Origin of the sequence: Proteus terrae subsp. cibarius (genome assembly GCF_011045835.1) — a bacterium.
Lineage (GTDB): Bacteria > Pseudomonadota > Gammaproteobacteria > Enterobacterales > Enterobacteriaceae > Proteus > Proteus cibarius.
Genome location: NZ_CP047349.1, coordinates 367,675 through 391,647 on the forward strand (window position 1 = coordinate 367,675; position 23,973 = coordinate 391,647).

The following is a 23,973-nucleotide window of genomic DNA, read 5'->3' on the forward strand; positions in this document are numbered from 1 at the left end:
TATGGATGTGTAAACATCTAGACGGCTAAAAACAGGATTTTAATTATGACAATTCGCAATCACACACTCGGTTTCCCTCGTATTGGCTTAGATAGAGAGCTCAAAAAGGCGCAAGAAAATTATTGGGCAGGTAAGATTTCACAGGAAGAATTGGTTACAGTGGGTAAAGCACTTCGCGCTCGCCATTGGCAACAGCAGGCAGATGCAGGTGTTGAATTATTACCTGTCGGTGATTTTGCTTGGTATGACCAAGTGCTAGGTACAAGCCTCTTGTTAGGCAACGTACCACCTCGTCATCGTAATGAAGATGGTTCGCTCGATCTTGATACTCTATTTAGAGTCGCTCGTGGCAGAGCACCAACAGGTAAACCTGTAGCTGCATCTGAAATGACGAAATGGTTCAATACTAACTATCACTACATTGTACCGGAATTTCAGCAAGGTCAGTCATTTACCTTTGCATGGAAAGAGTTACTAGAAGAAGTTGATGAAGCATTAGCACTAGGCCATAAAATAAAACCTGTTTTACTCGGTCCTGTGACTTACTTGTGGCTAGGTAAAGTGAAAGGCCCTGAATTTGATAGATTAACGCTGTTAAAAGATATTTTACCTATCTATCAACAAGTTATTTCTGCACTAAAAGAGAAAGGCATTGAATGGGTGCAAATAGATGAGCCGGCACTGGTACTCGATTTACCTGTTGAATGGCAAAATGCATACCAAACAGCTTATCAAGCATTAACAGGGCAAGTTAAATTACTGCTGACAACCTATTTTGATGGAATTTCTCATCACCTTGATATTATTAAAAACTTACCTGTTAATGGGCTTCATGTTGATATTTCCGCTGGGCAAGATGATTTGCAACATTTACACCAAGCGTTACCTAAAGATTGGGTATTGTCATTAGGTGCCATTAATGGTCGAAATGTTTGGAAAGCAGATTTAAGTACACGTTATCAGCAAGTGATTGCGCTAAAAGATAAACGTCCTTTGTGGATCGGAACATCCTGTTCATTACTGCATAGCCCAATTGATTTAAATGCAGAGACAAAACTTGATGATGAAGTAAAAAGCTGGTTTGCTTTTGCAGTTCAGAAATGTGAAGAAGTGGCTTTATTAGCGAACGCATTGAATGCGCCAGACGGTGAGTATGATGAACAATTGGCACAATACAGTGCACCCATTCGTCAACGTCAGCACTCGACTCGTGTGCATAATGCAACAGTTGAAGCTCGTTTACAGGCAATTGAAGCACAAGATAGTGAAAGAAATTCGCCTTATACTCAACGTGCAGAAGTACAACGAGCTCGATTTAATCTGCCATTATGGCCAACCACTACGATTGGCTCATTCCCACAAACAACAGAAATTCGTACTGTTCGTTTAGATTTTAAGAAAGGGCGTATTGATACGGCAGCTTATCGCACAAATATCAGCGAGCATATTAAGCAAGCAATAACGGAGCAAGAAAACCTAGGCCTCGATGTATTAGTTCATGGTGAAGCTGAACGTAACGACATGGTCGAATATTTTGGTGAGCATTTTGATGGTTATGTCTTTACACAGAATGGTTGGGTACAAAGTTATGGCTCACGTTGTGTAAAACCACCAGTGATTATCGGCGATATTAGTCGTCCTGAAGCGATTACTGTGGATTGGGCAACGTATGCGCAGTCATTAACTGAAAAGCCAGTCAAAGGAATGTTAACGGGGCCAGTGACAATTTTATGTTGGTCATTCCCTCGTGAAGATGTGACGCGTGAAACCATTGCAAAACAGATTGCGTTAGCACTGCGTGATGAAGTAGATGATTTACAGAAAGCGGGTATTGGTATAATCCAAATAGATGAACCAGCCTTACGTGAAGGATTACCACTACGTCGTAATGAGTGGCAGGCTTACCTTGATTGGGCTGTTGATGCCTTTAAATTAAGTGCCGCTGTTGCTGATGATGAAACACAAATTCACACACATATGTGTTATTGCGAGTTTAATGACATCATGGATTCTATTGCAGCACTGGATGCGGATGTTATTACTATTGAAACTTCACGTTCAGATATGGAACTTTTAGAAGCCTTTGAACACTTTGATTATCCAAATGAAATTGGACCGGGTGTTTACGATATTCACTCACCTAATGTGCCAAATGTGGAATGGATCGTTGGTTTATTAAGAAAAGCGCAATCTCGAATTCCTGCAGAGCGTTTATGGGTGAACCCAGATTGTGGGTTAAAAACACGAGGCTGGCCTGAAACACGCGCAGCATTAGCGAATATGGTTGAGGCGGCTAAGTATTTGCGTCAGAGCGTGTAATAAAATAATTAATCGTTCATTAGCCTGTTATTTTTGACCTGCTACTTTAGATAAGTCGCATAGTCAAAATAGCAGGCTAAATTTATATAAAATAAAAAAGAAAGGTATTCATTAAAACTTAGAGTAAATCTGATTATTGATATTCATTAGAGTTGCTATACTGCGAAAACTCTCTATTTTTATGGATATAATTATTGTGCAAACTAGCATTAAACTTTCGGATAAAGTATTAGATGCTTTTCCTTCTCGACCTTTGAAATTAGTTCCACTAAGAGGAGACGGTGGATTATTTCGCACCTTATTCTTAGTTATTTTCATGCTAGCAATGACGGTATTTAGTGCTTATCAAATTCCCAATATTCTTTATGATTATAAAATCAGTGAGAATGCCGTACCTGTTGATGCAACGGTGAAGGGCTCTTGTCGCTCGCAACTCTTTGTTCTGACTAACTGTAGTGTTGATTTACGTTATAAAGGCAATGAAGTTTCGCGTAATTTTACTTTTTTAGATTTAGGTTCAAAAGATGTGTTAGTTGAACCCGTCGCTGATGCAAATGATCTAAGTAAAATGACCGTTGATGTGGCGATAGATAATATTTGGCTTCGTTTAATTAGCACTATTATTTTTATCGGCTTATTTGGTTTTTGTGTGATCTTTTTTATTCATCGTCAAATACTGACGAGTAAAGTAAGAAAAGCATTATTATCAGTGGGAACTCAGCCTTTAAAGTTAATAGCTATTCCTGCAAAAATGGTTGTGAGCAATAAGCAATTTATTGCCACTTATCATCTTAATTTAGACGGTAAAGATATTCGTATTGCTTATTCAGGAAATAAGAAAACACCTCCTATTGTGATTGAGCAAAATGGAAATACCTACGTATTAGCTGTTTATTCACCACAACAGAATATCCCTTATGCTTTGGATGTGCCTTTAGAGCGTATTCAGGCAACAGCTGAAGAGAAACAACGTTTTCATGAAGCGTTGATCGAAGAAGGGTTGCTGTAATCAATTTTGATTATTAAGAATGTGATGCGTTTTCTCTTATGGGATGTAAGGGAAAACGCATTAAAACGGTCGGTTTATTTAGCCGCCGAAAATCTTCGCTTTTAAAATATCCATACCCGCACTGACTAAATCTAAGTCTTTAGGTACAACGCCATCCGGAGTAACTTTATCAATTAATTTAGGTAAATATTGTGCAGCCATCTCAGAAGCTTCTGTTGCGCTTAAATTAATTTTTGACGCCAGTTCGTTAATAACAGGGGATGAAAAAACCGTTACGATTTGTTCAGCACTGATAGGTAAATTGGTATTGGTACTTATCCAAGATTGAATAAGCTCACTTAAACCCGCTGTATCAAATTGCTTTACTAAGCCTTCAATGCCACCTTGAGACTCAACCCAGTCGAGGACAGTTTTATATTGATTGATTTTCTCGCCACCTAGCAGGCTCGCAATTTGGTTAAATAAGCTCATGTTTACTCCAGTGACGATGTGTTTGTCACATTAGGTGTTTATGTTTTAAGGGCGGGTAGTGTACGCGTTATATTCGTCATACTTCAAGCTGTAGCGTTGTTGACTATATTCTCTCGCACTAGTCACATACTTCTATACTCGTCATACTTCAAGCTGTAGCGTTGTTGACTATATTCTCTCGCGCCAGTCACATACTATTGTATGCTCCTAGCGACTCATTCTTTTGTCGCCTAGCTATATCTTGAATTATTTAGAGTATATGTGCATCAAGGTATTTGTGTCATCTATACTGATAAATGAAATATTTGTTTTAGTGAATGATTGAAGTCAGCGAATATTGATAATGTATTTGCTGAAAATATATTTCGAACGCCATTTTCGTGATGATAATCACAATTTTATGAAATTGTTACTTTATTTGGTGCCTTGTAAGTGATGTTAGTCACTAAAAAGGTCTGAAAAACTGATACAGTAACTTTTAATTTAATGATCATTGGTTTTGTCCCATTGAGGAGTCCGATATGTCTGATGTATTTCACTTAGGTTTAACCAAAAATGACCTACAGGGTGCCACTTTAGCAATTGTTCCAGGTGATCCTAAGCGTGTTGAAAAAATTGCAAAATTAATGGATAACCCAGTTCATCTGGCTTCTTTACGTGAATACACGTCATGGCGTGGCGAAATTGATGGTAAAGCCGTCATTGTGTGCTCAACAGGTATAGGTGGTCCATCTACCTCTATCGCAGTTGAAGAGTTAGCACAGTTAGGTATCCGTACTTTCTTACGTATTGGTACAACAGGTGCAATTCAAGAGCATATCAATGTAGGTGATATTCTTGTCACTACTGCTGCGGTTCGTTTAGATGGTGCAAGCTTACATTTCGCACCAATGGAATTCCCAGCTGTTTCTGATTTTGAATGTATGAATGCACTGTACAAAGCTGCTAAAGACAATGGCTCAACTGTACACGTAGGTGTTACTGCATCTTCAGATACATTCTATCCAGGACAAGAGCGTTACGACACCTATACAGGTCGTGTTGTTCGCCGTTTCAAAGGCTCTATGAAAGAGTGGCAAGAGATGGGCGTAATGAACTATGAAATGGAATCTGCAACATTGTTAACAATGTGTGCAAGCCAAGGTTTACGTGCAGGTATGGTTGCGGGTGTTATCGTAAACCGTACTCAACAAGAAATTCCAGATGCAGAATTACTGAAGAAAACTGAAAATAATGCATTAGGTATCGTTATCGAAGCCGCTCGCATTTTAATGAAATAAGTTTTTTTTAATCAAATATGAAAGCCCTTAATACATATGTATTAAGGGCTTTTTTTGTATGTTAATTCATCACGTTAATGTGTTAACAGGCGCTAATTTCTGTTAAGGTCTTTGAGGTCTTAACAATACAACAATGAGAAGAGGCATTATGACTGATATATTACAAACACATCCTTCGGTGTTGCCTTTAGTCGGCGGAATTAACTTTCGTGATTTAGGCGGTAAAAAATTGAGTAACGGTGGTGTTATTAAACCTGGAATGCTCTTTCGCTCTGGCTCGCTGGATAGATTAACCAATACAGACCAATCTCTTCTCATTGATAAAAATCTTTTTCAAATCATTGATTATCGTGATAGTGGCGAAATTGTTGATAAACCAGACCGTGTTTGGGACGGTGCACAATATTATCATGCTCCAGCCAATCCATTATCTAAAGAAGTCTCTGCCAATCTTGAAAAGTTGACGCCTGAAATACTCGAGCAATTTGATGCCAAAGCCTTTATGTTTCAGCTATATAAGTTATTACCTATTAATAACCCTGCCTATAAACAATTAGCTACGTTATTAAAGCAACCCGAAAAAGGGGGCGTAGTGCAACACTGTGCAGTAGGTAAAGACAGAACAGGTGTTGGCTCAGCTTTAGTGTTATTCGCACTCGGTGCATCTTTAGATGTGGTAATGGAAGATTACTTGCTAACCAATGAAACATTAGCACCTTATCGCGCTTATCTTTTAGAAGAACATGCCAAAACAATGAGCGATAATATTGTTGATAAATTTGCCTATGTTTATTCGGTACAAGAAGAGTTTCTGCAAACGGCATTAGCGAGTATTAATCAGCATTACGGTAATGTGGATACTTGGCTAGAAAAAGATATCGGTTTAGATGCTTCTAGCCGAGATGCCTTACAAAATTATTTTCTAGAATAATGAAGTGATTTATATTCGGTTAATCAGGATATTTTATTTCACTTAGGTTAACCGAATTTAAGGTCTCTATTTTGACAGTACAAGACATTATTCATACCATCACTCTCTTTGTAAAAGAGCACGAGATCTGGGCTATTCCGAGCGTGTTCTTTCTTGCTTTTGGTGAGTCACTCGCGTTTATCTCTTTGCTTATTCCCGCCACGGTTATTTTATTGGGGTTAGGTGCCTTAATTGGTGAGAGTGGTCTGTTTTTTTGGCCGATTTGGCTTGCTGCTGCATTAGGCGCTTTCTTTGGTGATTGGGTATCGTACTGGGTAGGGTTTCACTATAAAGAGGGGGTGAAAAATTTATGGCCAATTTCACGTTCACCACAAACATTGGTTAGAGGTCACCAATTCTTTAATCGCTGGGGAATTTGGGGGGTATTTATTGGACGCTTTTTTGGGCCTTTTCGTGCAATTGTCCCGTTAGTAGCGGGTATTTGTGCGATGCCACAACGTTATTTTCAAATTGCTAATTTAACATCAGCCATGATTTGGGCTTTTGGCATTTTGGCGCCCGGTGCTTTTGGTTTGCAATGGCTTGCGAAATGGATGGGATAACTGCGTCCTTTATCGCAAATCAAGCCATGATGTAAATTGTTGCTAGACAATATTACCTATGCGTTTTAACGTAGCCCGCTGGAAAGTAAAAAGGTCACTTTAGTGGATATTCAGTTGTTATATGGGATCATTGGTTTATTAGGTGGTGTACTTGCTGGAGGCGCGCTGGTCTGGTGGTCTATCCAACAACGTTTATCCGATAAAGAAGCCATGCTACGTGAAAATCACACACAGCTTGCTATCGCCCAAGAAAAAGCGGTAATTATTCCATCTTTGCAACAACATATAGAACAACTAGAGCAAGAATTACGAGCTCAGCGAGAAATTATTACTTCTCAAGAAGCTGAATTAAGAGAAGTGGCAACTCGCTGGGAAGAAAGCCGAATATCGGCAGAAGAAAAACAACGATTATTAATAAATAGTGAGCAACGGCTTGCAACGCAGTTTGAGAACTTAGCTAATCGTATTTTCGAACAAAGTGGACGTAAAGCTGAAGAGTTAAATCGCCAAGGATTGACGCACTTACTTTCCCCCTTTCGTGAACAGCTCGAAAGTTTTCGGCGACAAGTTCAAGATGGTTTTGGGCAAGAAGCCAGAGAACGACATACCCTGGTTCATGAAATTCGCCAGCTTCAACAATTGAATGTAAAAATGGCGCAAGAAGCCGTTAACTTAACCAATGCCTTGAAAGGGGATAATAAAGTTCAAGGCAACTGGGGGGAGACAGTATTAGCACGTATATTAGAGTCTTCAGGATTACGTGAAGGTCACGAATTTGAAACACAGGTGAGTATTCGACATGAAAATGGTAGTCGCTATCAACCTGATGTAATTGTGCATCTACCTCATGGTAGAGATGTTATTATCGACGCTAAAATGTCGCTGGTGGCATATGAAAAGTATTTTAGTAGTGATAATGATAATGAACGTAAACAAGCGCTTTATGCGCATGTGAACTCAATTAAAGCGCATATTAAAGGATTGAGTGTAAAAGATTATCATAAACTACCGGGTGTAACGTCTTTAGACTATGTTTTAATGTTTATACCTATTGAGCCCGCTTATCTTGTTGCAATTGGTCATTCTCCAGACTTGCTAGAAGAAGCATTGAAAAACAATATTATGTTAGTTGGGCCATCTACTTTACTTGTTGCTTTGCGTACAATAGCTGCATTGTGGCGTTATGAATATCAAAGCCAAAATGCGCAAGAAATTGCAGACAGAGCGGCTAAAATGTATGACAAATTAAGACTTTTCGTTGATGATATGCAAGGGCTAGGAAACAGTATTCAAAAAGCGCAATCTGGCTATCTATTAGCGATGAAAAAACTCTCTGAAGGTCGTGGAAATCTAATCAGTCAAGCGGAAGGCTTTAAATCCTTAGGGGTTGAGATAAAAAAAACGATTGATAATGATCTCATTGAAAAATCAGCATCTGATTGATTTGATAAAATAAAGAGATAAAGATTTCTGAAAACGGCCAGTACTGAATTTACTAAATTTTGATTAATTAGCGGGCAAATAATATGACTCAACAAACTAAGGAAACAACAGATTTTGGTTTCCAAACCGTTGACAAAGATGATAAACAAACCATGGTTGCAAGGGTTTTTCACTCTGTCGCGTCTAAGTATGATTTAATGAATGACTTGATGTCTTTCGGTGTTCACCGCATTTGGAAACGTTATACCATTGAAGCAAGTGGTGTTAGACGTAATCAACGTGTCCTTGACCTTGCTGGTGGTACTGGTGATTTAACGGCTAAATTCTCTCGTCTTGTGGGCGAAAACGGGGAAGTTGTTTTAGCTGATATCAATGACTCAATGTTGAAAATGGGACGTGAAAAGCTACGCGATCACGGTATTGTGGGTAATGTTAACTATGTACAGGCAAATGCTGAAGAGTTACCTTTCCCGGATAACCATTTTGACTGCATCACTATCTCCTTTGGCTTACGTAATGTGACCGATAAAGCAAAAGCGTTACGTTCAATGTTCCGTGTATTAAAGCCAGGTGGACGTCTGTTGGTGCTAGAATTCTCTAAACCTGTTCTTGATCCTTTAAGCAAGATTTATGATGCTTACTCTTTCCATATCCTACCAAAAATTGGTCAAGTGATTGTGAATGATGCTGAAAGTTACCGTTATTTAACGGAGTCAATTCGTATGCATCCAGACCAAGAAACACTAAAAGGTATGATGGAAGAAGCCGGATTTGATCAAGTTACCTATACCAATATGACCGGAGGTATAGTTGCCTTACACAAAGGATTTAAATTCTGAGATGGAAAAAGCCACTTTTTCTCATGATATTGCTTCTCAAGTACTGTATCCGCTGCTAACAGCATCAATGGAAACAGCACTTAATCACGTTTTATATCAGGAAAATGTGCTTAAACCTGCCCGCAATCGTCTTGCGGGCAAAGTGTTGGCGCTTTCTATCAATGAGTTTCCTCGTTCCATCTACTTAGTTTTTAGTGAACAACAAGTTGACGTATTAAGTCAGTGGGATGATGAAACTGATTGTTTGATAAAAACAAAATTATTAACTCTGATTAAGCTTCGTGACCGTCAAAAAATGTCAGAATTAATCAACCGTGGTGATATCACTATTGATGGTGATATGCAGGTTGTTCAAAATTGGTCTGCATTATTGGATATGGCGCAGTGGGATCCCGCGCAATATTTAGCACCTTATATCGGTGATATTGCGGCACAAAGCCTGACTGTTGTTGCAGGAAAGGGGGTTCAGTTATTTTCTTCACTCTTAAGTCATCAAAAAGATTATTTACGTGACGCATTAATTGAAGAGTGGAAAACCGCACCTAGTGCATTAGAGACAGTCCATTTTTATGATGAAATAGAAGAACTTGCACAGCAAACAGCCGAGCTGGAAAAACGGTTAGGCACATTGGAGAAAAAATAATGCTCCTTAGTGAGTTAAAGCGCCTCTATCATATTATTCAGGTATTTTTATCTTATGGGCTTGATGAGTTAATTCCTAAACACCGAATTACTTTACCTGCAAGATTAGGATGCCGAGCACTATTTTGGATCAAAAATAAACATCCAGAAAAACCATTAGGTGAACGCTTACGACTCGCATTGCAAACATTAGGCCCTGTTTGGATTAAATTAGGCCAAATGTTATCAACTCGACGTGATCTTTTCCCTCCTCAAATCGCTGACCAGCTTGCTTTATTGCAAGACAAAGTTGCTCCTTTTGATGGTAAGAAAGCACGACAATATATCGAAAACTCATTTGGTGGCCCTATCGACCAATGGTTTGATGATTTTGATGAAACTCCACTGGCTTCCGCTTCTATTGCGCAGGTTCACACTGCAAAATTAAAAGAAAACGGTAAAGAAGTGGTTCTAAAGGTTATTCGCCCTGACATTCAACCGGTGATCAAAGCGGATATTCGTTTGATGTATCGCTTGGCAAATTTATTACCATTTTTACCTGATGGTCGTCGTTTACGACCAAAAGAGGTGATCCGCGAATACGAAAAAACATTACTCGATGAGCTAAATTTACTGCGTGAAGCGGCTAATGCTATTCAGTTACGTCGTAATTTTGAAAATAGCTCTATGTTGTATATTCCTGAAGTTTATTCAGATTATTGCCATGAAAATGTGATGGTAATGGAGCGTATTTATGGTATTCCTGTTTCTGACATTGAAGCGTTGAATGCACAAAAGACGAATATGAAGCTTCTTGCCGAGCGTGGCGTAAAAGTCTTTTTCACTCAGGTATTTAGAGACAGTTTTTTCCATGCTGATATGCATCCTGGTAATGTGTTTATTAGTTATGATCACCCTGAAAATCCATATTATATCGGTATTGATTGCGGTATCGTTGGCTCATTAAATAAAGAAGATAAACGCTATTTAGCTGAAAACTTCTTAGCATTCTTTAACCGCGATTATCGGAAAGTTGCGGAGTTACATGTTGATTCAGGTTGGGTGCCAGCAGATACCAATGTAGAAGATTTTGAATTTGCGATCCGTACTGTGTGTGAACCGATTTTTGAAAAGCCACTTTCTGAGATCTCATTTGGGCATGTGTTACTCAATCTTTTCAATACTGCACGTCGTTTCAATATGGAAGTACAACCGCAGTTAGTTTTACTTCAAAAAACATTGCTTTATGTTGAAGGGCTGGGTCGCCAGCTATATCCACAATTGGATTTATGGAAAACGGCCAAACCTTTCTTAGAAGATTGGTTACATAGTCAGATTGGTATCACGGCATTAGTGAATGGTATAAAGAGCAAAGCGCCTTACTGGATTGAAAAAATGCCAGAGATACCAGAGTTGGTTTATGATAGTCTGAAGCAACATAAAAATATGAAGTTAACGCTAGATAAATTGACGGAACAAATAAGTTCGCAAAGAGTCAAACAGAGACAGTCTCTATTTTTATTGGGTATAGGTACAACACTGTTTTTATGCGGTAGCCTGTTTTTTGTTTCTGGTTTTAAAACATTATTCAGTGTTTTTATCAGTTTAGGTCTTCTTGCATGGATTTTGGGTTGGTTTAGATCTGGTAATGCACAATAAAAACACATCAAAGTTTGTCTTTGAACAAGTTAAAAGATGAATTCGAGATTCCCGAAAATTGAATTCGTTGTATATAATGGGCACTGTTATTAAGTATAACCCCGAAAATAGTTGAGGAACATAAAATGGGCGGTATTAGCATTTGGCAATTACTCATCATCGCTGTCATCGTTGTCTTATTATTTGGTACAAATAAACTGCGCACACTGGGCTCAGATTTAGGTGCATCAGTGAAAGGCTTTAAAAAAGCGATTGGTGACGAAGCTGCAGATAAAGACACCAACAACGCTGAAAAAACAAATAACGACGCAGATTTTGATACTAAAAATTTAGCGCAGAAGACTTCAACAGAAGAGAAGTCTACAACTGAGAGCAAAAACAAAGAGCAGGTATAAACCGTGTTTGACATTGGTTTTAGTCAGCTGCTATTGGTCATGGTGATTGGTCTTGTTTTTCTGGGGCCAGAACGTTTGCCCGTAGCAGTAAAAACAATTGCTGGCTGGGTAAGGGCGTTACGCTCTTTGGCTGCGAATGTACAAAATGAGCTTACTCAAGAACTCAAGCTTCAAGAACTCCAAGAGAGCTTGAAAAAAGTTGAAGAGAAAGCAAATTTGCAAACGCTATCGCCAGAGCTGAAAGCGTCTATGGATGAGTTAAAAGAGGCTGCACAGTCTTTAAAACAAACTTATCAAACACCTACAACGCCAGACTCCACGAAAGAGCAGTCTGTAAAAACCGACTCTACGGAACCTTCACCTTCTGATTTAGCCGCACTTGCTGAAGCTGATGAAGTTAATGATGATGCTAATCGCCATAAACCTGTGGCAGAAAGTGTTACAAAGACAGAAGTTCCTGTTACTCAACCAGTAACATTAGAGAAAAAAACAACTGATCAGGTCAATGGTGAGCATTAAAACATGGCAGTAAATGATACCCAACCGCTGATCAGCCATTTAATAGAACTACGCAAGCGTTTGATGTATAGCTTGGTGTCAGTTCTTGTGGTTTTTTTAGCGCTGGTTTATTTTTCTAACGATATCTATCAATTAGTCTCGGCTCCATTACTCGAGAAGTTGCCACAAGGGTCAAATATGAGTGCGACAGATGTTGCCTCTACTTTTTTGACTCCGATTAAATTGACAATCATGGTATCCGTTTTTGCTTCTGTGCCTGTTATTCTTTATCAGGTATGGGCTTTTATCGCACCAGCATTGTATAAACACGAACGTCGCTTAATGCTGCCATTACTTGTTTCAAGTACAGTATTATTCTATCTCGGTATGGCGTTTGCTTATTTTGTTGTGTTCCCTCTCGCGTTTGGCTTCTTTGTTAATACAACCCCTGAAGGGGTTAACTTTATTCCAGATATCAGTAAATATCTAAGTTTCGTAATGACGCTATTTATGGCGTTTGGTGCGGCTTTTGAAGTACCTATTGCGATTATTTTACTGTGCTGGAGTGGTGTAACAACACCTGATGCCTTAAAGAAAAAACGTCCTTATATTCTTGTGGGGGCTTTTGTTGTTGGTATGGTATTGACACCTCCAGATGTTTTCTCTCAAACCTTACTCGCAATACCTATGTATTTACTGTTTGAAATCGGTGTCATGGTATCGCGCTTTTATGTAGGTAAGGGAAGAAGAACAGATGAAGAAGCTGAGGAAGCAGAGGCGGAAGCTGAAGCAGAGCAGCAAAAATAATTTTAGAAACGATTTTCTAAAATAATACGATATTAGCCCAGCAATTGCTGGGTTAACTTTATCTAGAGCGACTCTTTTTTAAATTCTTTATTTCCCACCGATTTTTTCACTTCACTATTTAATATATTCAAAAGCAAAATTGAACGGGCCTCACCATCCGGCTCTTGGTATATGGCTTTGATCCCTTGAAAAATACCCTCTGTAATTAACACACTGTCACCACTATGAGGCACATTTTCTTCACTATAAATTAGCGAAGAAAGCTGTGGTATTTGCAGTGTGTCAATTACATCTTGTGGAACAGTGACAGGATATTGCCCAAAGCGAACAAATGAATTTACCCCACGCGTTGAGTTAATGGTCGTGGTATGGATCACTTCAGGATCAAACTCAATGAAAAGGTAATTAGGGAAAAGGGGTTCTGTTACGGTAGTGCGTTTTCCTCTTAATACTTTTTCTATGGTTACCATAGGTGTAAAACAGCCCACTTGCTGACGTTCTAAGTGTTCGATAGCACGAGGAATTTGCCCTCGCTTACAATACAGCAAGTGCCAGTTTTTCATAATAGAGACAACAGGTTAGTTAAATTTAATTTAAGCGATGATAGCAAATTTATAATTAAGGTAACAGTATCTATCAAGGATTAAATAAAAAATAGAGTAACGTGGTTTTATACTGAAAAAAGAACAAAAAAGCCGTGTTTCTACGCAATAAAAAGGCTTGTTTTTGTGACTTTCAATTGGATCTCGGATAGAGGTAACAAGTTGACAAAAAAGTGATGGTAAAAACAAGAAAAAGCTTTCAAGATAATTATCTTAGAATTTTGTTTATAATTATAAAGAGGTTCTGTAATGGAAGTTTTTTTATTAAGTAACGGAAAAATTGCCGGGGATCCACGTTGGTTAAGTTATGCAAAAGATAATATCGATAGCATGATTAAAAAACGCGGTATTCGTTCTGCTGTATTAATTGCCTATGCCGTTATTCGTTCCGATCATGATCAACGTGCTCGTGATTTATCTGAAGTGTTAGGTATTGAAGTTACTTGTATTGAACATTTTGATTCAGAAGTTGATGCAATCAACAATGCAGAATGTATTTTAGTCAGTGGTGGTAATACTTGGTTATTAAACCAAATGTTGCATGAAAAAGGATTGGTTGTTCCAATTCAACGTGCAGTACGTGAGCGCAATATTCCTTATATTGGTTGGAGTGCAGGTTGTAACGTTGCAACACCAACAATTCGTACCACTAATGATATGCCAGTACGCTCTTCTGTTATTATGCCTTCATTAGGTTTATTCCCTGTTCAAATTAACCCACATTATATTGATGCTTCTATCAGTGGTCATATGGGTGAAACTCGTGATGAGCGTATTGCAGAGTTTTGTGCCATTAACCCTGAAGAGATTGTTGTGGCTATCCGTGAAGGTAGTTACTTATATATTCAAGGTGAAGAATTACATTATTACAGCGCTAAAAATGAAGGTTTTAAAATCTTCCAACATGGAAAAACATTCCCAGAACAGTTTGATACTAAATTGCTTTCAGAGTGGGTTCCATTCCGCTGTTTATAAGTATAGTGAACGCTACTAAATAAAAAGCATTGCATTTTAGTGAGTTATGCGTTTAGCTTATAGCGTCTCAAAGAGGGCATTGGCCCTCTTTTCTTTCACTCACTGGCTCGTAAGATTATGATGAAATACCGCGATTTAAGAGATTTCCTTTCATTATTAGAAGAAAAAGGTGAATTAAAACGTATCACCTATGAAATAGATCCCTACCTTGAAATGACCGAAATAGCGGACAGAACTTTACGTGCCGGTGGGCCAGCGCTGTTGTTTGAAAACCCTAAAGGGTTTGATATGCCAGTGCTTTGTAACTTATTTGGTACACCAGAGCGTGTAGCAATGGGGATGGGGCAAGATGATGTTAAAGCCCTACACGAGGTTGGAAAGTTATTAGCTTTTCTAAAAGAGCCAGATCCTCCGAAAGGTTTTCGTGATCTCTTTGATAAGTTACCTAAATTTAAGCAAGTTTTAAATATGCCAACAAAACGCTTGAGTAAAGCCCCTTGTCAGGAGGTGGTTTTAACTGGTGAGGACGTTGATTTAACGAAGATCCCTGTTATGCATTGTTGGCCTGAAGATGCAGCACCTTTAATTACTTGGGGATTAACAGTGACTCGCGGTCCATTGAAAGAGCGCCAAAATCTAGGTATTTATCGTCAGCAAGTGCTGGGTAAAAATAAAGTGATTATGCGCTGGTTATCGCATCGTGGTGGTGCTTTAGATTTTCAAGAGTGGTGCCAAAAACACCCCGGTGAACGGTTCCCTGTTTCTGTAGCATTAGGGGCAGATCCTGCCACTATTTTAGGTGCGGTGACACCTGTACCAGATACTTTATCTGAATATGCATTCGCTGGTTTATTGCGTGGTAATAAATCAGAAGTTGTAAAATGTCTTTCAAATGATCTTGAAGTGCCTGCAAGTGCTGAAATTATTCTTGAAGGTTACATTGAACCCGGAGAATTAGCCCCTGAAGGCCCATATGGTGACCACACAGGATATTATAATGAGATTGACTCTTTCCCTGTGTTTACCATTACGCATTTAACACGCCGTAAAGATGCAATTTATCATTCAACATATACCGGACGTCCGCCTGATGAACCCGCAGTATTAGGTGTTGCGTTAAATGAAGTACTTGTTCCGATTTTACAAAAACAGTTTCCTGAAATTGTAGATTTTTATCTACCTCCGGAAGGGTGTTCTTACCGTTTAGCGGTTGTGACAATGAAGAAACAGTATGCAGGTCATGCTAAACGCGTAATGATGGGAGTTTGGTCTTATTTACGGCAATTTATGTACACCAAATTTGTGATTGTTTGTGATGATGATGTCAATGCAAGAGATTGGAAAGATGTGATTTGGGCAATCACGACCAGAATGGATCCTGCGAGAGATACCATTATGATGGAAAATACGCCTATTGATTATCTCGACTTCGCTTCCCCTGTTTCTGGATTAGGATCAAAAATGGGTCTTGATGCTACCAACAAATGGCCGGGTGAGACAGATAGAGAATGGGGTAGACCTATTGTGATGTCTGATGAAGTTAAGCAACGAGTCGATACTATTTGGGAACAGCTCGATATTCTTAAATAATAACAGAGGAACAACATGGCAATACTGAATTGTAAAGTCTCACTTGTTGAGCCGATGACAGATACGGTTTATCGGGTAAGGCTATTACCCGATGGCGAATTTGATTTTCAGGCTGGGCAATATCTTTTAGCGGTTATGGATGAACGTGATAAACGTCCTTTTTCTATTGCATCTATACCTGAAAATAAAGACTTTATTGAACTTCATATTGGTGCGTCTGAACTCAATCTTTATGCGATGGCAGTGCTTGATGTGATATTAGAAAAACAGCAGCTTACCATTGATATCCCTCATGGAAATGCGTGGTTTAAAAAAGAGAGTCAACGACCTCTATTATTAATTGCTGGCGGTACAGGATTTTCTTATACCCACTCAATTTTGTTGGCTGCATTAGCTGAAAATCCACAGCGACCTATTACGATTTATTGGGGCGGAAGAGAAAGCGTTCATCTCTATGATCTTAATGAATTACAAGAATTATCAGAATTACATCCGTCTTTATCTGTGGTTCCTGTGGTTGAGCAACCAGATGAAGCATGGCGAGGCCGAAAAGGTACAGTATTAACGGCAATAAGCGAAGATTTCGGTGATTTATCAGAATACGATATTTACATTGCTGGACGTTTTGAGATGGCTAAAATTGCTAGAGATCGTTTCTGTAATGAGCGTAATGCAGATAAAACACGTTTATTTAGCGATGCCTTTGAATTTATCTGATAAAACAAGAGTATCTCGTTATTTGTTATTATTTTCGTTTTTAAAACCATAAAAAAAACCCGCCCCTGACGGCGGGAAAATGGTTTCTAACCATGCAATCGAAAAGAATACTTTCTTAACGATAAGAACGTGGATATACAGAATACCGAGTTAAACACGTTCTATAATCGTTGCAATACCTTGCCCTAATCCAATACACATTGTGGCTAAGCCAAACTGTGCATCTTTACGCTCCATAATATTTAATAATGAAGTGGTTATTCGAGAGCCTGAACAACCTAAAGGGTGTCCTAAGGCAATTGCTCCGCCATTTAAATTAATTTTGTCATCGATACTATCGAGCAAATTCATTTTCTTCATACAGGCTAATGACTGAGCGGCAAAAGCTTCATTTAGCTCAAAAATATCAATATCATTTAATGTTAATCCTGCTTTTTTCAATGCGATTTCTGTTGCAGGAACAGGGCCATATCCCATAATAGCGGGATCACATCCAGTCACTGCCATGGCACGAATAACGGCGCGAGGTTTTAAATTGTGCTCTTTAGCGTAACGTTCACTAGTGATAAACATAGCGGATGCGCCATCAGAAACCGCGGATGAATTACCCGCTGTTACAGAGCCTGTTGCGGGATCAAATACAGGTTTAAGTTGTGCTAAATCATCAAGGCTAGGGTTATAACGAATAACTTCGTCATTTTTTACATTGATAAAGTTACCCGTTGCATCATGACCATTAATTGCAATGATCTCATTATCAAAATAGCCTTGTTGTGTTGCAATCGCCGCTAAATGGTGAGAGCGATAAGCAAATTTATCTTGCTCTTCTCGTGAAATTTGGAATGATTTTGCTAGCATCTCTGCGGTTAGCCCCATTGAAAATGAAGCTTTAGCGACAGAAAGATTAAGTGATGGGTTAAAATCGGCATTATAAGTCATTGGCACATGGCCCATATGTTCAACACCACCAATTAAAGCTACTTGGCTATCACCCAGCATAATTTGGCGCGCACCATCATGTAATGCTTGCATTGATGAGCCACATAACCGGTTAACGGTGACTGCTGGAACCTTGTGTGGAAGTTCAGCCAATAACGCCGCATTACGAGCAATATTAAAGCCTTGCTCTAAGGTTTGTTGCACACAGCCCCAAATAACATCACCGATATCATTTGGATTAATATTAGGATTACGTTTTAGTAGTGCTTGCATCAGGTGAGCAGAGAGATTTTCCGCTCTGACATGGCGAAATGCACCGCCTTTTGAGCGTCCCATTGGAGTACGAATACCATCAATTATGACAACCTTTTCCATTTCATCTCTCCTTAAGCGAGTTCTCTGATGTTAACATCTACTTTTGCTGGTTTTGGATAATAGGTTTCATTGCGTTGTGCTTTTTGTTTTAAGCTTTCAGGGATTTGATAAAGTGGCCCTAATGATGCGTATTGCTGTGCATCTGTAACAAATTGCGCTAATCCGACAGTATCAAGGTAACGGAATACACCACCACGGAAAGGAGGGAAGCCTAAACCATAGACTAATGCAATATCCGCTTCTGCTGGTGAGGCAATAATACCTTCATCTAAACAACGGATAACTTCATTGATCATTGGGATCATCATGCGAGCGATAATTGCATCTTGGCTAAACTCTTGCGTTTTGCCTGCATTTTGTTGGATAAGTGTTTGAATTTGAACATCAACTGATTTCTGTTTTTTACCTCGTTTATCAATAGAGTAATTATAGAAACCATGATTATTTTTCTGTCCATATCGCTGTTGCTCATATAAAAGGGCAATCGTATCTCGTTCAATTGCGCCCATTCTATCAGGAAAACCTTGTGCCATTACGGCTTGAGCGTGATTTGCCGTATCAATACCAACAACATCAAGTAGGTATGCCGGTCCCATAGGCCAGCCAAATATCTTTTCCATCACTTTATCAACAGCAATAAAGTCAGCACCATCTCTTAGTAAGAGAGAGAATCCTGCAAAGTAAGGAAAGAGAACTCGGTTTACAAAGAAGCCGGGACAATCATTAACGATAATCGGTGTTTTGCCCATTTTACTGGCGTAACTGACTATACGATTAATGGTTTCTTCACTGGTTTTTTCGCCTTTTATGATTTCGACTAGTGGCATTCGATGAACAGGGTTAAAGAAGTGCATCCCACAGAAATTCTCAGGACGCTTTAAGGATTTTGCGAGTAATGAAATGGGAATGGTTGAAGTATTGGATGCAAGGATCGCGTTATCAGCTAATAGTGCTTCTGTTTCTGCAAGCACAGTTGCCTTTACTTTTGGGTTTTCAACAACGGCTTCGACAACAACATCCGCATCACTAACAGAGGCATAATTTAATGTTGGTTGAATAGAGGCGAGAGTTTTCGCCATATCTACGGCACTCATTCGACCTTTTTCTTGGCGTTTTTGCAACAGGCTTAACGCTTCATTCATACCCAGTTCAAGGGATTTGGGGTTAATATCCTTCATTACAACAGGAATGCCTTTCAAGGCTGATTGATAGGATATTCCTCCCCCCATGATCCCTGCACCTAGTACAGCAGCCTGCTTAGGTAATTCGGCATGACGTTTTTTCGTGATATTTTTGACGTACTGATCATTTAGGAAAATACCAACTAAGGCTTTTGCCACATCAGTGCGTGTGAGCTTAACAAAGTTTTCAGTTTCGAGAGCCAGTGCCTCATCTCTATTTAGGAAGGCTGCTTTTTCAATAGTTTTTACAGCGGTGATAGGCGCTGGATAGTGAGGACCCGCTACTTTAATCACCATACCTTTAGCTACACTGAAAGACATTTTATGTTCAAGCTCTGTTAGTCTTAATGGTGCTGTTTTGGGATGACGTGCCGCTTTCCAATCAATTTTGCCTTCAATTGCTTGTTCGATTAATGAAATAGCACTTTCTTTTAAGCTATCTAGAGGGACAATGGCCTGGATTAATCCATTTTGAAGTGCTGTTTGAGCATCAACATCTTTACCAGCAGTAATGATTTCTAATGCGTTATCAACACCAATTAAACGAGGAAGACGTACCGAACCGCCAAAACCCGGCATGATCCCAAGTTTTGTTTCTGGTAAACCAATACGTAAATCAGGGGAAGCAATACGAAAGTCAGTAGCAAGTACACATTCACACCCCCCACCAAGGGCATAGCCATTAATAGCCGAGACAGTAGGAACAGGTAAGTCTTCAAGTCTGCTAAAAATCTGATTAGAGAAATGTAGCCACTGAGATAATTCTTCTTCAGGGGCATCAAAAAGGGATAAAAACTCAGTAATATCAGCACCGACAATAAAAGCCGGTTTTTCTGAACGCAAGATAACGCCTTTTAGGCCAGGTGTTGCTTCTAATACCGTTAAAGCCTCGCTTAGCATCGCAACCGTTTTGGTATCTAATTTATTAATAGAACCTTTGGCGTTAAAAATGAGTTCAACAATACCTTGTTTCACCCAATCGGCTTGAATATTTTCGCTTTGATAGAGCATTTGTATTCCCCCTAAATATATAGACTGGTATGACCAGATATTAAGAGTGTGAATACTATGTTAAATAAATGCAAATATTTGATTAAAAAACTGCAAGGGTGATCACAGTGAAACTATTCAACTTATTGAATTCTATGTTATTGCTAAGTTTGTTAAAAAGAGGAGGAGATAAATTGGCAATAATCTATTTTTGCTATGGGGTTAGCCACTAAAAGAGTTGGCGTGTTAAGCTGAATCATTAACAATGAATAAGATAAGGTAATTAATAATGGAAAAATTGCTCTCTCTGTACCAAGAACATATCAAAACTCTACAAAATCGTACTCGTGATGCTTTATCCAGACACCATCTTGATTCTGTATTAATTCATTCTGGTGAACCTATTCGAGTTTTCCTTGATGATAGTGATTATCCTTTTAAAGTGAATGCGCATTTTAAAGCATGGGTGCCTGTGACCGATGTACCACATTGTTGGTTATTAGCTGATGGTGTTAATAAACCTAAATTATGGTTCTATTCCCCAGTGGACTATTGGCACAGTGTTGAAGCTTTACCAAATAGCTATTGGACTCATGAAATTGAGTTAATTCATCTTAAAAATGTTGATGATATTCAAAAAGAGCTCGCACCTTATATTAATAAAAATACTGCTTATATTGGTCCAAATACGCAGCGAGCAGAATCATTAGGTGTGAGTATTGATAATATCAACAATCAATCTCTTCTGAATTATTATCATTACTATCGTGCCTATAAAACAGGTTATGAATTAGCTTGTATGCGTGAAGCACAAAAAATGGCCGTTAATGGACATATTGCTGCTCGCGAAGCATTCCAAGCAGGGTTAAGTGAGTTTGATATTAATATGGCGTATTTAATGGCAACAGGTCATCGTGATACTGATGTACCTTATGGCAATATTGTCGCCTTAAATGAACACGCGGCTGTTTTGCATTACACAAAGTTAGATCATGAATCACCAGATGAATATCGTAGTTTCCTTATTGATGCGGGTGCAGAGTATAATGGTTATGCAGCCGATATCACTCGTACTTATAGCGCAAAAGAAAATCATGAGTTTACTTCTTTAGTTAAAGATATGAATGATGCACAACAAGCGTTGATTGCGACGATGAAAGCGGGTGTGCGTTATACTGAATATCATGTTCAAATGCATCAACGTATTGCTGGATTACTTAATAAATACGGCATTGTTAAAGGTGTTAGTGAAGAAGAGATGGTGAGCGCTGGATTAACTACACCATTTTTACCTCATGGTTTAGGGCACGCTTTGGGTCTGCAAGTTCATGATGCGGCTGGTTTTATGCAAGATGATAAAGGAACTCACTTAGCAGCTCCTGCAATGTATCCATTCTTACGTTGCACACGTATCGTTGAACCGGGCATGGTATTAACAATTGAACCTGGGTTTTACTTTATCGACTCTCTACTAGCGCCTTGGAAAGAAGGGAAATACAGTACTCATTTCAATTGGAAGCTGATTGAACATTTCAAACCATTTGGTGGTATTCGTATTGAAGATAATATTATTATCCACGATAACAAAATTGAAAATATGACCAGAGATTTACACTTAGCCTGATGAAAGCATATTTGATCCCCGCTGAAACCGTAGAATTCAGTGAAGAAATAAAGAAGAGTCGTTTTATTACATTTATTGCTCACACTGAAGGTATTGATGCAGCAAAAGCTTATATCCAGTCTATTAAAGAGCAATTTCCTGATGCCAGGCACCACTGTTGGGCTTTTGTTGCAGGAAGACCCGATGACTCACAACAATTAGGTTTTTCTGATGATGGTGAGCCAACTGGTACTGCGGGAAAACCTATTCTTGCACCTCTTTTAGGGAGTGGAATGGGAGAAGTCACCGCTGTGGTTGTTCGGTATTTCGGGGGGATCAAATTAGGAACTGGCGGATTGGTTAGGGCTTATGGCAGTGGCGTTCAACAAGCATTAAAGCTTTTGCCAACAAAAACGAAAGTGCCACAGTTGCGTTTTAGTGTAGCGTGTGAATATTCACTTGTTTCATTACTTGAACAAGTCGTTGAACAATATCATGGGCAAGTACTTTCAAGTGAATATACTGATAAAGTCACTTTTATACTTTCATTGCCTGCCATGCATAGCGGTGAAGTTGAAGTTAAACTACGAGATATCAGTCGTGGCAGTATGCAATTAATCCCGTTAGATAAAAATGAATAATCTTTGCTACCAAGGAAATCGCTAAATGCATTTTCGTTCAATAACCCGTATTGTCGGACTGCTTGTTATCTTATTTTCTGTCACGATGATCATTCCCGGTATTGTCGCATTAATATATCGAGATGGTGCAGGGCGTGCATTTAGCCAAACATTTATTGTTGCATTGATCATTGGGTTAATGCTGTGGATCCCCAATCGACATAAAAAAAGTGAGCTTAAGCCTAAAGAAGGCTTTCTTATTGTTGTCTTATTTTGGACGGTACTGGGTAGTGTAGGGGCATTGCCGTTTATCTTTTCTGAACAACCTCACCTTTCTATTACTGATGCCTTTTTTGAGTCTTTCTCTGGACTGACTACGACTGGTGCCACGACGCTTGTGGGGCTAGATTCATTACCTAAAGCTATTTTGTTTTATCGCCAAATGCTTCAATGGTTAGGCGGGATGGGGATCATTGTATTAGCTGTCGCTATTCTTCCACTTTTAGGTGTTGGGGGAATGCAGTTATATCGTGCAGAAATGCCGGGGCCATTGAAAGATAATAAAATGCGCCCCCGAATTGCAGAAACAGCGAAAGCACTTTGGCTTATCTATGTCTTATTAACCATCATTTGTGCCTTAGCATTATGGATTGCAGGTATGGATGTGTTTGATGCTATTTCTCATAGCTTTTCAACTATTGCAATTGGTGGGTTTTCTACTCACGATGCCAGTATCGGTTATTTTAATAGTCCAACCATTAACATTATTATTGGTGTATTCCTTCTGATCTCTGGGTGTAACTTTGGTTTGCACTTTGCCGTATTAACGGGAAGAAGTTTAAATATCTATTGGCGTGATCCTGAATTTCGTATGTTTATCTCAATTCAATTGGGATTAGTCATTATCTGTAGCGGTATTTTATGGCTTTATTCTGTATATGACACAGGATGGATAACCATAAATCAGGCTTTTTTCCAAGTTGTCTCTATGGCGACAACAGCAGGTTTTGCCACGGATAGCTTTGCACAATGGCCTGCATTTTTACCTCTTCTATTATTATGCTCGGCATTTATTGGTGGCTGTGCAGGATCAACGGGTGGGGGATTGAAAGTCATTCGTATCTTGCTTTTATTCCTACAAGGGAATCGTGAATTAAAACGTCTTGTTCACCCCAATGCTGTTTATACCATCAAACTTGGTCATCGAGCATTACCTGAACGTATTATTGAAGCTGTGTGGGGATTCTTCTCTGCTTATGCGTTGGTATTTATTATTAGCTTAATGTTGTTGATAGCGACAGGTGTTGATGAATTTTCTGCATTTTCTGCTATTGCAACCACATTAAATAATCTTGGCCCTGGATTAGGTATTGTCGCTGACAACTTCACGACAATGAATCCAGCTGCAAAATGGATACTTGTCGTGACAATGCTGTTTGGGCGACTAGAAGTTTTCACACTATTGGTTTTATTTACCCCAACGTTTTGGCGTGATTAACCTAATACA

General features: G+C 39.0%; 22 protein-coding genes. 18 read left to right on the top strand and 4 right to left on the bottom strand.

What is annotated here, in order from left to right; genetic code table 11:
- Window positions 1-45: 45 nt before the first annotated feature.
- Both metE and GTH25_RS01835 read left to right on the top strand, forming a co-directional pair.
- Window positions 46-2,319 (top strand): 5-methyltetrahydropteroyltriglutamate--homocysteine S-methyltransferase, encoded by a 2,274-nt coding sequence (gene metE, locus GTH25_RS01830; protein ID WP_164530287.1) that lies wholly within the window; start codon window positions 46-48, stop codon window positions 2,317-2,319.
- A 181-nt stretch (window positions 2,320-2,500) separates the two neighbouring features.
- Window positions 2,501-3,328, top strand: a complete 828-nt coding sequence (locus tag GTH25_RS01835) for a hypothetical protein (protein ID WP_075672283.1) — start codon at window positions 2,501-2,503, stop codon at window positions 3,326-3,328.
- A gap of 78 nt (window positions 3,329-3,406) precedes the next feature.
- On the opposite strand, the gene GTH25_RS01840 is transcribed toward GTH25_RS01835, so the two are convergent.
- The gene (locus GTH25_RS01840; RefSeq protein ID WP_075672285.1) at window positions 3,407-3,799 is read right to left on the bottom strand and encodes a YidB family protein; all 393 of its coding nucleotides are present in this window, start codon (window positions 3,797-3,799) and stop codon (window positions 3,407-3,409) included.
- A gap of 521 nt (window positions 3,800-4,320) precedes the next feature.
- On the opposite strand from GTH25_RS01840, the gene udp reads away from it, so the two are divergent.
- The 10 genes from udp (at window position 4,321) to tatC (ending at window position 12,874) form a co-directional block, all read left to right on the top strand.
- Window positions 4,321-5,079 (top strand): uridine phosphorylase, encoded by a 759-nt coding sequence (udp, locus tag GTH25_RS01845; RefSeq protein ID WP_023583501.1) that lies wholly within the window; start codon window positions 4,321-4,323, stop codon window positions 5,077-5,079.
- A 148-nt stretch (window positions 5,080-5,227) separates the two neighbouring features.
- Entirely contained in the window at window positions 5,228-6,010 is a 783-nt protein-coding gene (locus GTH25_RS01850) for a tyrosine-protein phosphatase (RefSeq protein ID WP_075672287.1), read from the top strand.
- A gap of 71 nt (window positions 6,011-6,081) precedes the next feature.
- The gene (locus GTH25_RS01855; protein ID WP_164530288.1) at window positions 6,082-6,612 is read left to right on the top strand and encodes a DedA family protein; all 531 of its coding nucleotides are present in this window, start codon (window positions 6,082-6,084) and stop codon (window positions 6,610-6,612) included.
- A gap of 102 nt (window positions 6,613-6,714) precedes the next feature.
- Window positions 6,715-8,055, top strand: coding sequence for a DNA recombination protein RmuC (rmuC, locus tag GTH25_RS01860; RefSeq protein ID WP_164530289.1), 1,341 nt, complete (start codon window positions 6,715-6,717; stop codon window positions 8,053-8,055).
- Window positions 8,056-8,138: 83 nt separating this feature from the next.
- Window positions 8,139-8,894: a bifunctional demethylmenaquinone methyltransferase/2-methoxy-6-polyprenyl-1,4-benzoquinol methylase UbiE gene (gene ubiE / locus GTH25_RS01865; protein ID WP_075672293.1), complete on the top strand. Its 756-nt coding sequence runs from the start codon at window positions 8,139-8,141 to the stop codon at window positions 8,892-8,894.
- 1 nt (window position 8,895) lies between these two features.
- Window positions 8,896-9,537, top strand: coding sequence for a ubiquinone biosynthesis accessory factor UbiJ (locus GTH25_RS01870; protein WP_075672295.1), 642 nt, complete (start codon window positions 8,896-8,898; stop codon window positions 9,535-9,537).
- Entirely contained in the window at window positions 9,537-11,174 is a 1,638-nt protein-coding gene (gene ubiB, locus GTH25_RS01875) for a ubiquinone biosynthesis regulatory protein kinase UbiB (protein ID WP_023583497.1), read from the top strand. The genes GTH25_RS01870 and ubiB overlap by 1 nt, the downstream gene beginning before the upstream one ends.
- A gap of 125 nt (window positions 11,175-11,299) precedes the next feature.
- A complete protein-coding gene (tatA, locus tag GTH25_RS01880) occupies window positions 11,300-11,569 on the top strand; it encodes a twin-arginine translocase TatA/TatE family subunit (protein ID WP_006535549.1) in 270 nt (89 codons plus the stop codon).
- Window positions 11,570-11,572: 3 nt separating this feature from the next.
- Window positions 11,573-12,088, top strand: coding sequence for a Sec-independent protein translocase protein TatB (tatB, locus tag GTH25_RS01885; RefSeq protein ID WP_075672297.1), 516 nt, complete (start codon window positions 11,573-11,575; stop codon window positions 12,086-12,088).
- Window positions 12,089-12,091: 3 nt separating this feature from the next.
- Window positions 12,092-12,874, top strand: coding sequence for a Sec-independent protein translocase subunit TatC (tatC, locus tag GTH25_RS01890; protein ID WP_075672299.1), 783 nt, complete (start codon window positions 12,092-12,094; stop codon window positions 12,872-12,874).
- A gap of 62 nt (window positions 12,875-12,936) precedes the next feature.
- Here tatC and rfaH read toward each other — a convergent pair whose 3' ends face one another.
- Window positions 12,937-13,437 (bottom strand): transcription/translation regulatory transformer protein RfaH, encoded by a 501-nt coding sequence (gene rfaH, locus GTH25_RS01895; RefSeq protein WP_099660253.1) that lies wholly within the window; start codon window positions 13,435-13,437, stop codon window positions 12,937-12,939.
- Window positions 13,438-13,725: 288 nt separating this feature from the next.
- On the opposite strand from rfaH, the gene pepE reads away from it, so the two are divergent.
- From pepE to fre, 3 genes are all read left to right on the top strand, one after another.
- Window positions 13,726-14,451 carry a dipeptidase PepE gene (gene pepE, locus GTH25_RS01900; RefSeq protein ID WP_023583493.1) on the top strand — a complete coding sequence of 242 codons (726 nt, stop codon included), beginning with the start codon at window positions 13,726-13,728 and terminating at the stop codon, window positions 14,449-14,451.
- A 120-nt stretch (window positions 14,452-14,571) separates the two neighbouring features.
- Window positions 14,572-16,041, top strand: a complete 1,470-nt coding sequence (ubiD, locus tag GTH25_RS01905; protein WP_075672303.1) for a 4-hydroxy-3-polyprenylbenzoate decarboxylase — start codon at window positions 14,572-14,574, stop codon at window positions 16,039-16,041.
- Between the two features lie 15 nt (window positions 16,042-16,056).
- On the top strand, window positions 16,057-16,758 hold the full coding sequence (gene fre, locus GTH25_RS01910; RefSeq protein WP_075672305.1) for an NAD(P)H-flavin reductase: 702 nt from the start codon (window positions 16,057-16,059) through the stop codon (window positions 16,756-16,758).
- Window positions 16,759-16,908: 150 nt separating this feature from the next.
- Here the strand turns inward: fre and fadA are convergent, their stop codons facing one another.
- Complete coding sequence (gene fadA, locus GTH25_RS01915) at window positions 16,909-18,072, bottom strand: acetyl-CoA C-acyltransferase FadA (protein WP_075672307.1); 1,164 nt, start codon at window positions 18,070-18,072, stop codon at window positions 16,909-16,911.
- Window positions 18,073-18,083: 11 nt separating this feature from the next.
- Window positions 18,084-20,264 carry a fatty acid oxidation complex subunit alpha FadB gene (gene fadB / locus GTH25_RS01920; RefSeq protein ID WP_164530290.1) on the bottom strand — a complete coding sequence of 727 codons (2,181 nt, stop codon included), beginning with the start codon at window positions 20,262-20,264 and terminating at the stop codon, window positions 18,084-18,086.
- A gap of 268 nt (window positions 20,265-20,532) precedes the next feature.
- Here fadB and pepQ point away from each other — a divergent pair, with 268 nt between their 5' ends.
- From pepQ to trkH, 3 genes are read left to right on the top strand one after another with little or no spacing between them, the layout of a single operon-like run.
- A complete protein-coding gene (pepQ, locus tag GTH25_RS01925; protein ID WP_156733003.1) occupies window positions 20,533-21,867 on the top strand; it encodes a Xaa-Pro dipeptidase in 1,335 nt (444 codons plus the stop codon).
- Window positions 21,867-22,487 carry an IMPACT family protein gene (locus GTH25_RS01930; RefSeq protein ID WP_075672313.1) on the top strand — a complete coding sequence of 207 codons (621 nt, stop codon included), beginning with the start codon at window positions 21,867-21,869 and terminating at the stop codon, window positions 22,485-22,487. The genes pepQ and GTH25_RS01930 overlap by 1 nt, the downstream gene beginning before the upstream one ends.
- 25 nt (window positions 22,488-22,512) lie before the next feature.
- The gene (trkH, locus tag GTH25_RS01935; RefSeq protein WP_036914641.1) at window positions 22,513-23,964 is read left to right on the top strand and encodes a Trk system potassium transporter TrkH; all 1,452 of its coding nucleotides are present in this window, start codon (window positions 22,513-22,515) and stop codon (window positions 23,962-23,964) included.
- Window positions 23,965-23,973 lie beyond the last annotated feature (9 nt).

Coding starts and splice junctions, on each gene's coding strand:
- metE (WP_164530287.1), top strand. CDS start 46: ATGACAATTCGCAATCACACACTCGGTTTCCCTCGTATTGGCTTAGAT.
- GTH25_RS01835 (WP_075672283.1), top strand. CDS start 2,501: ATGGATATAATTATTGTGCAAACTAGCATTAAACTTTCGGATAAAGTA.
- GTH25_RS01840 (WP_075672285.1), bottom strand. CDS start 3,799: ATGAGCTTATTTAACCAAATTGCGAGCCTGCTAGGTGGCGAGAAAATC.
- udp (WP_023583501.1), top strand. CDS start 4,321: ATGTCTGATGTATTTCACTTAGGTTTAACCAAAAATGACCTACAGGGT.
- GTH25_RS01850 (WP_075672287.1), top strand. CDS start 5,228: ATGACTGATATATTACAAACACATCCTTCGGTGTTGCCTTTAGTCGGC.
- ubiE (WP_075672293.1), top strand. CDS start 8,139: ATGACTCAACAAACTAAGGAAACAACAGATTTTGGTTTCCAAACCGTT.
- GTH25_RS01870 (WP_075672295.1), top strand. CDS start 8,896: ATGGAAAAAGCCACTTTTTCTCATGATATTGCTTCTCAAGTACTGTAT.
- ubiB (WP_023583497.1), top strand. CDS start 9,537: ATGCTCCTTAGTGAGTTAAAGCGCCTCTATCATATTATTCAGGTATTT.
- tatA (WP_006535549.1), top strand. CDS start 11,300: ATGGGCGGTATTAGCATTTGGCAATTACTCATCATCGCTGTCATCGTT.
- tatC (WP_075672299.1), top strand. CDS start 12,092: ATGGCAGTAAATGATACCCAACCGCTGATCAGCCATTTAATAGAACTA.
- rfaH (WP_099660253.1), bottom strand. CDS start 13,437: ATGAAAAACTGGCACTTGCTGTATTGTAAGCGAGGGCAAATTCCTCGT.
- pepE (WP_023583493.1), top strand. CDS start 13,726: ATGGAAGTTTTTTTATTAAGTAACGGAAAAATTGCCGGGGATCCACGT.
- ubiD (WP_075672303.1), top strand. CDS start 14,572: ATGAAATACCGCGATTTAAGAGATTTCCTTTCATTATTAGAAGAAAAA.
- fre (WP_075672305.1), top strand. CDS start 16,057: ATGGCAATACTGAATTGTAAAGTCTCACTTGTTGAGCCGATGACAGAT.
- fadA (WP_075672307.1), bottom strand. CDS start 18,072: ATGGAAAAGGTTGTCATAATTGATGGTATTCGTACTCCAATGGGACGC.
- fadB (WP_164530290.1), bottom strand. CDS start 20,264: ATGCTCTATCAAAGCGAAAATATTCAAGCCGATTGGGTGAAACAAGGT.
- pepQ (WP_156733003.1), top strand. CDS start 20,533: ATGGAAAAATTGCTCTCTCTGTACCAAGAACATATCAAAACTCTACAA.
- GTH25_RS01930 (WP_075672313.1), top strand. CDS start 21,867: ATGAAAGCATATTTGATCCCCGCTGAAACCGTAGAATTCAGTGAAGAA.
- trkH (WP_036914641.1), top strand. CDS start 22,513: ATGCATTTTCGTTCAATAACCCGTATTGTCGGACTGCTTGTTATCTTA.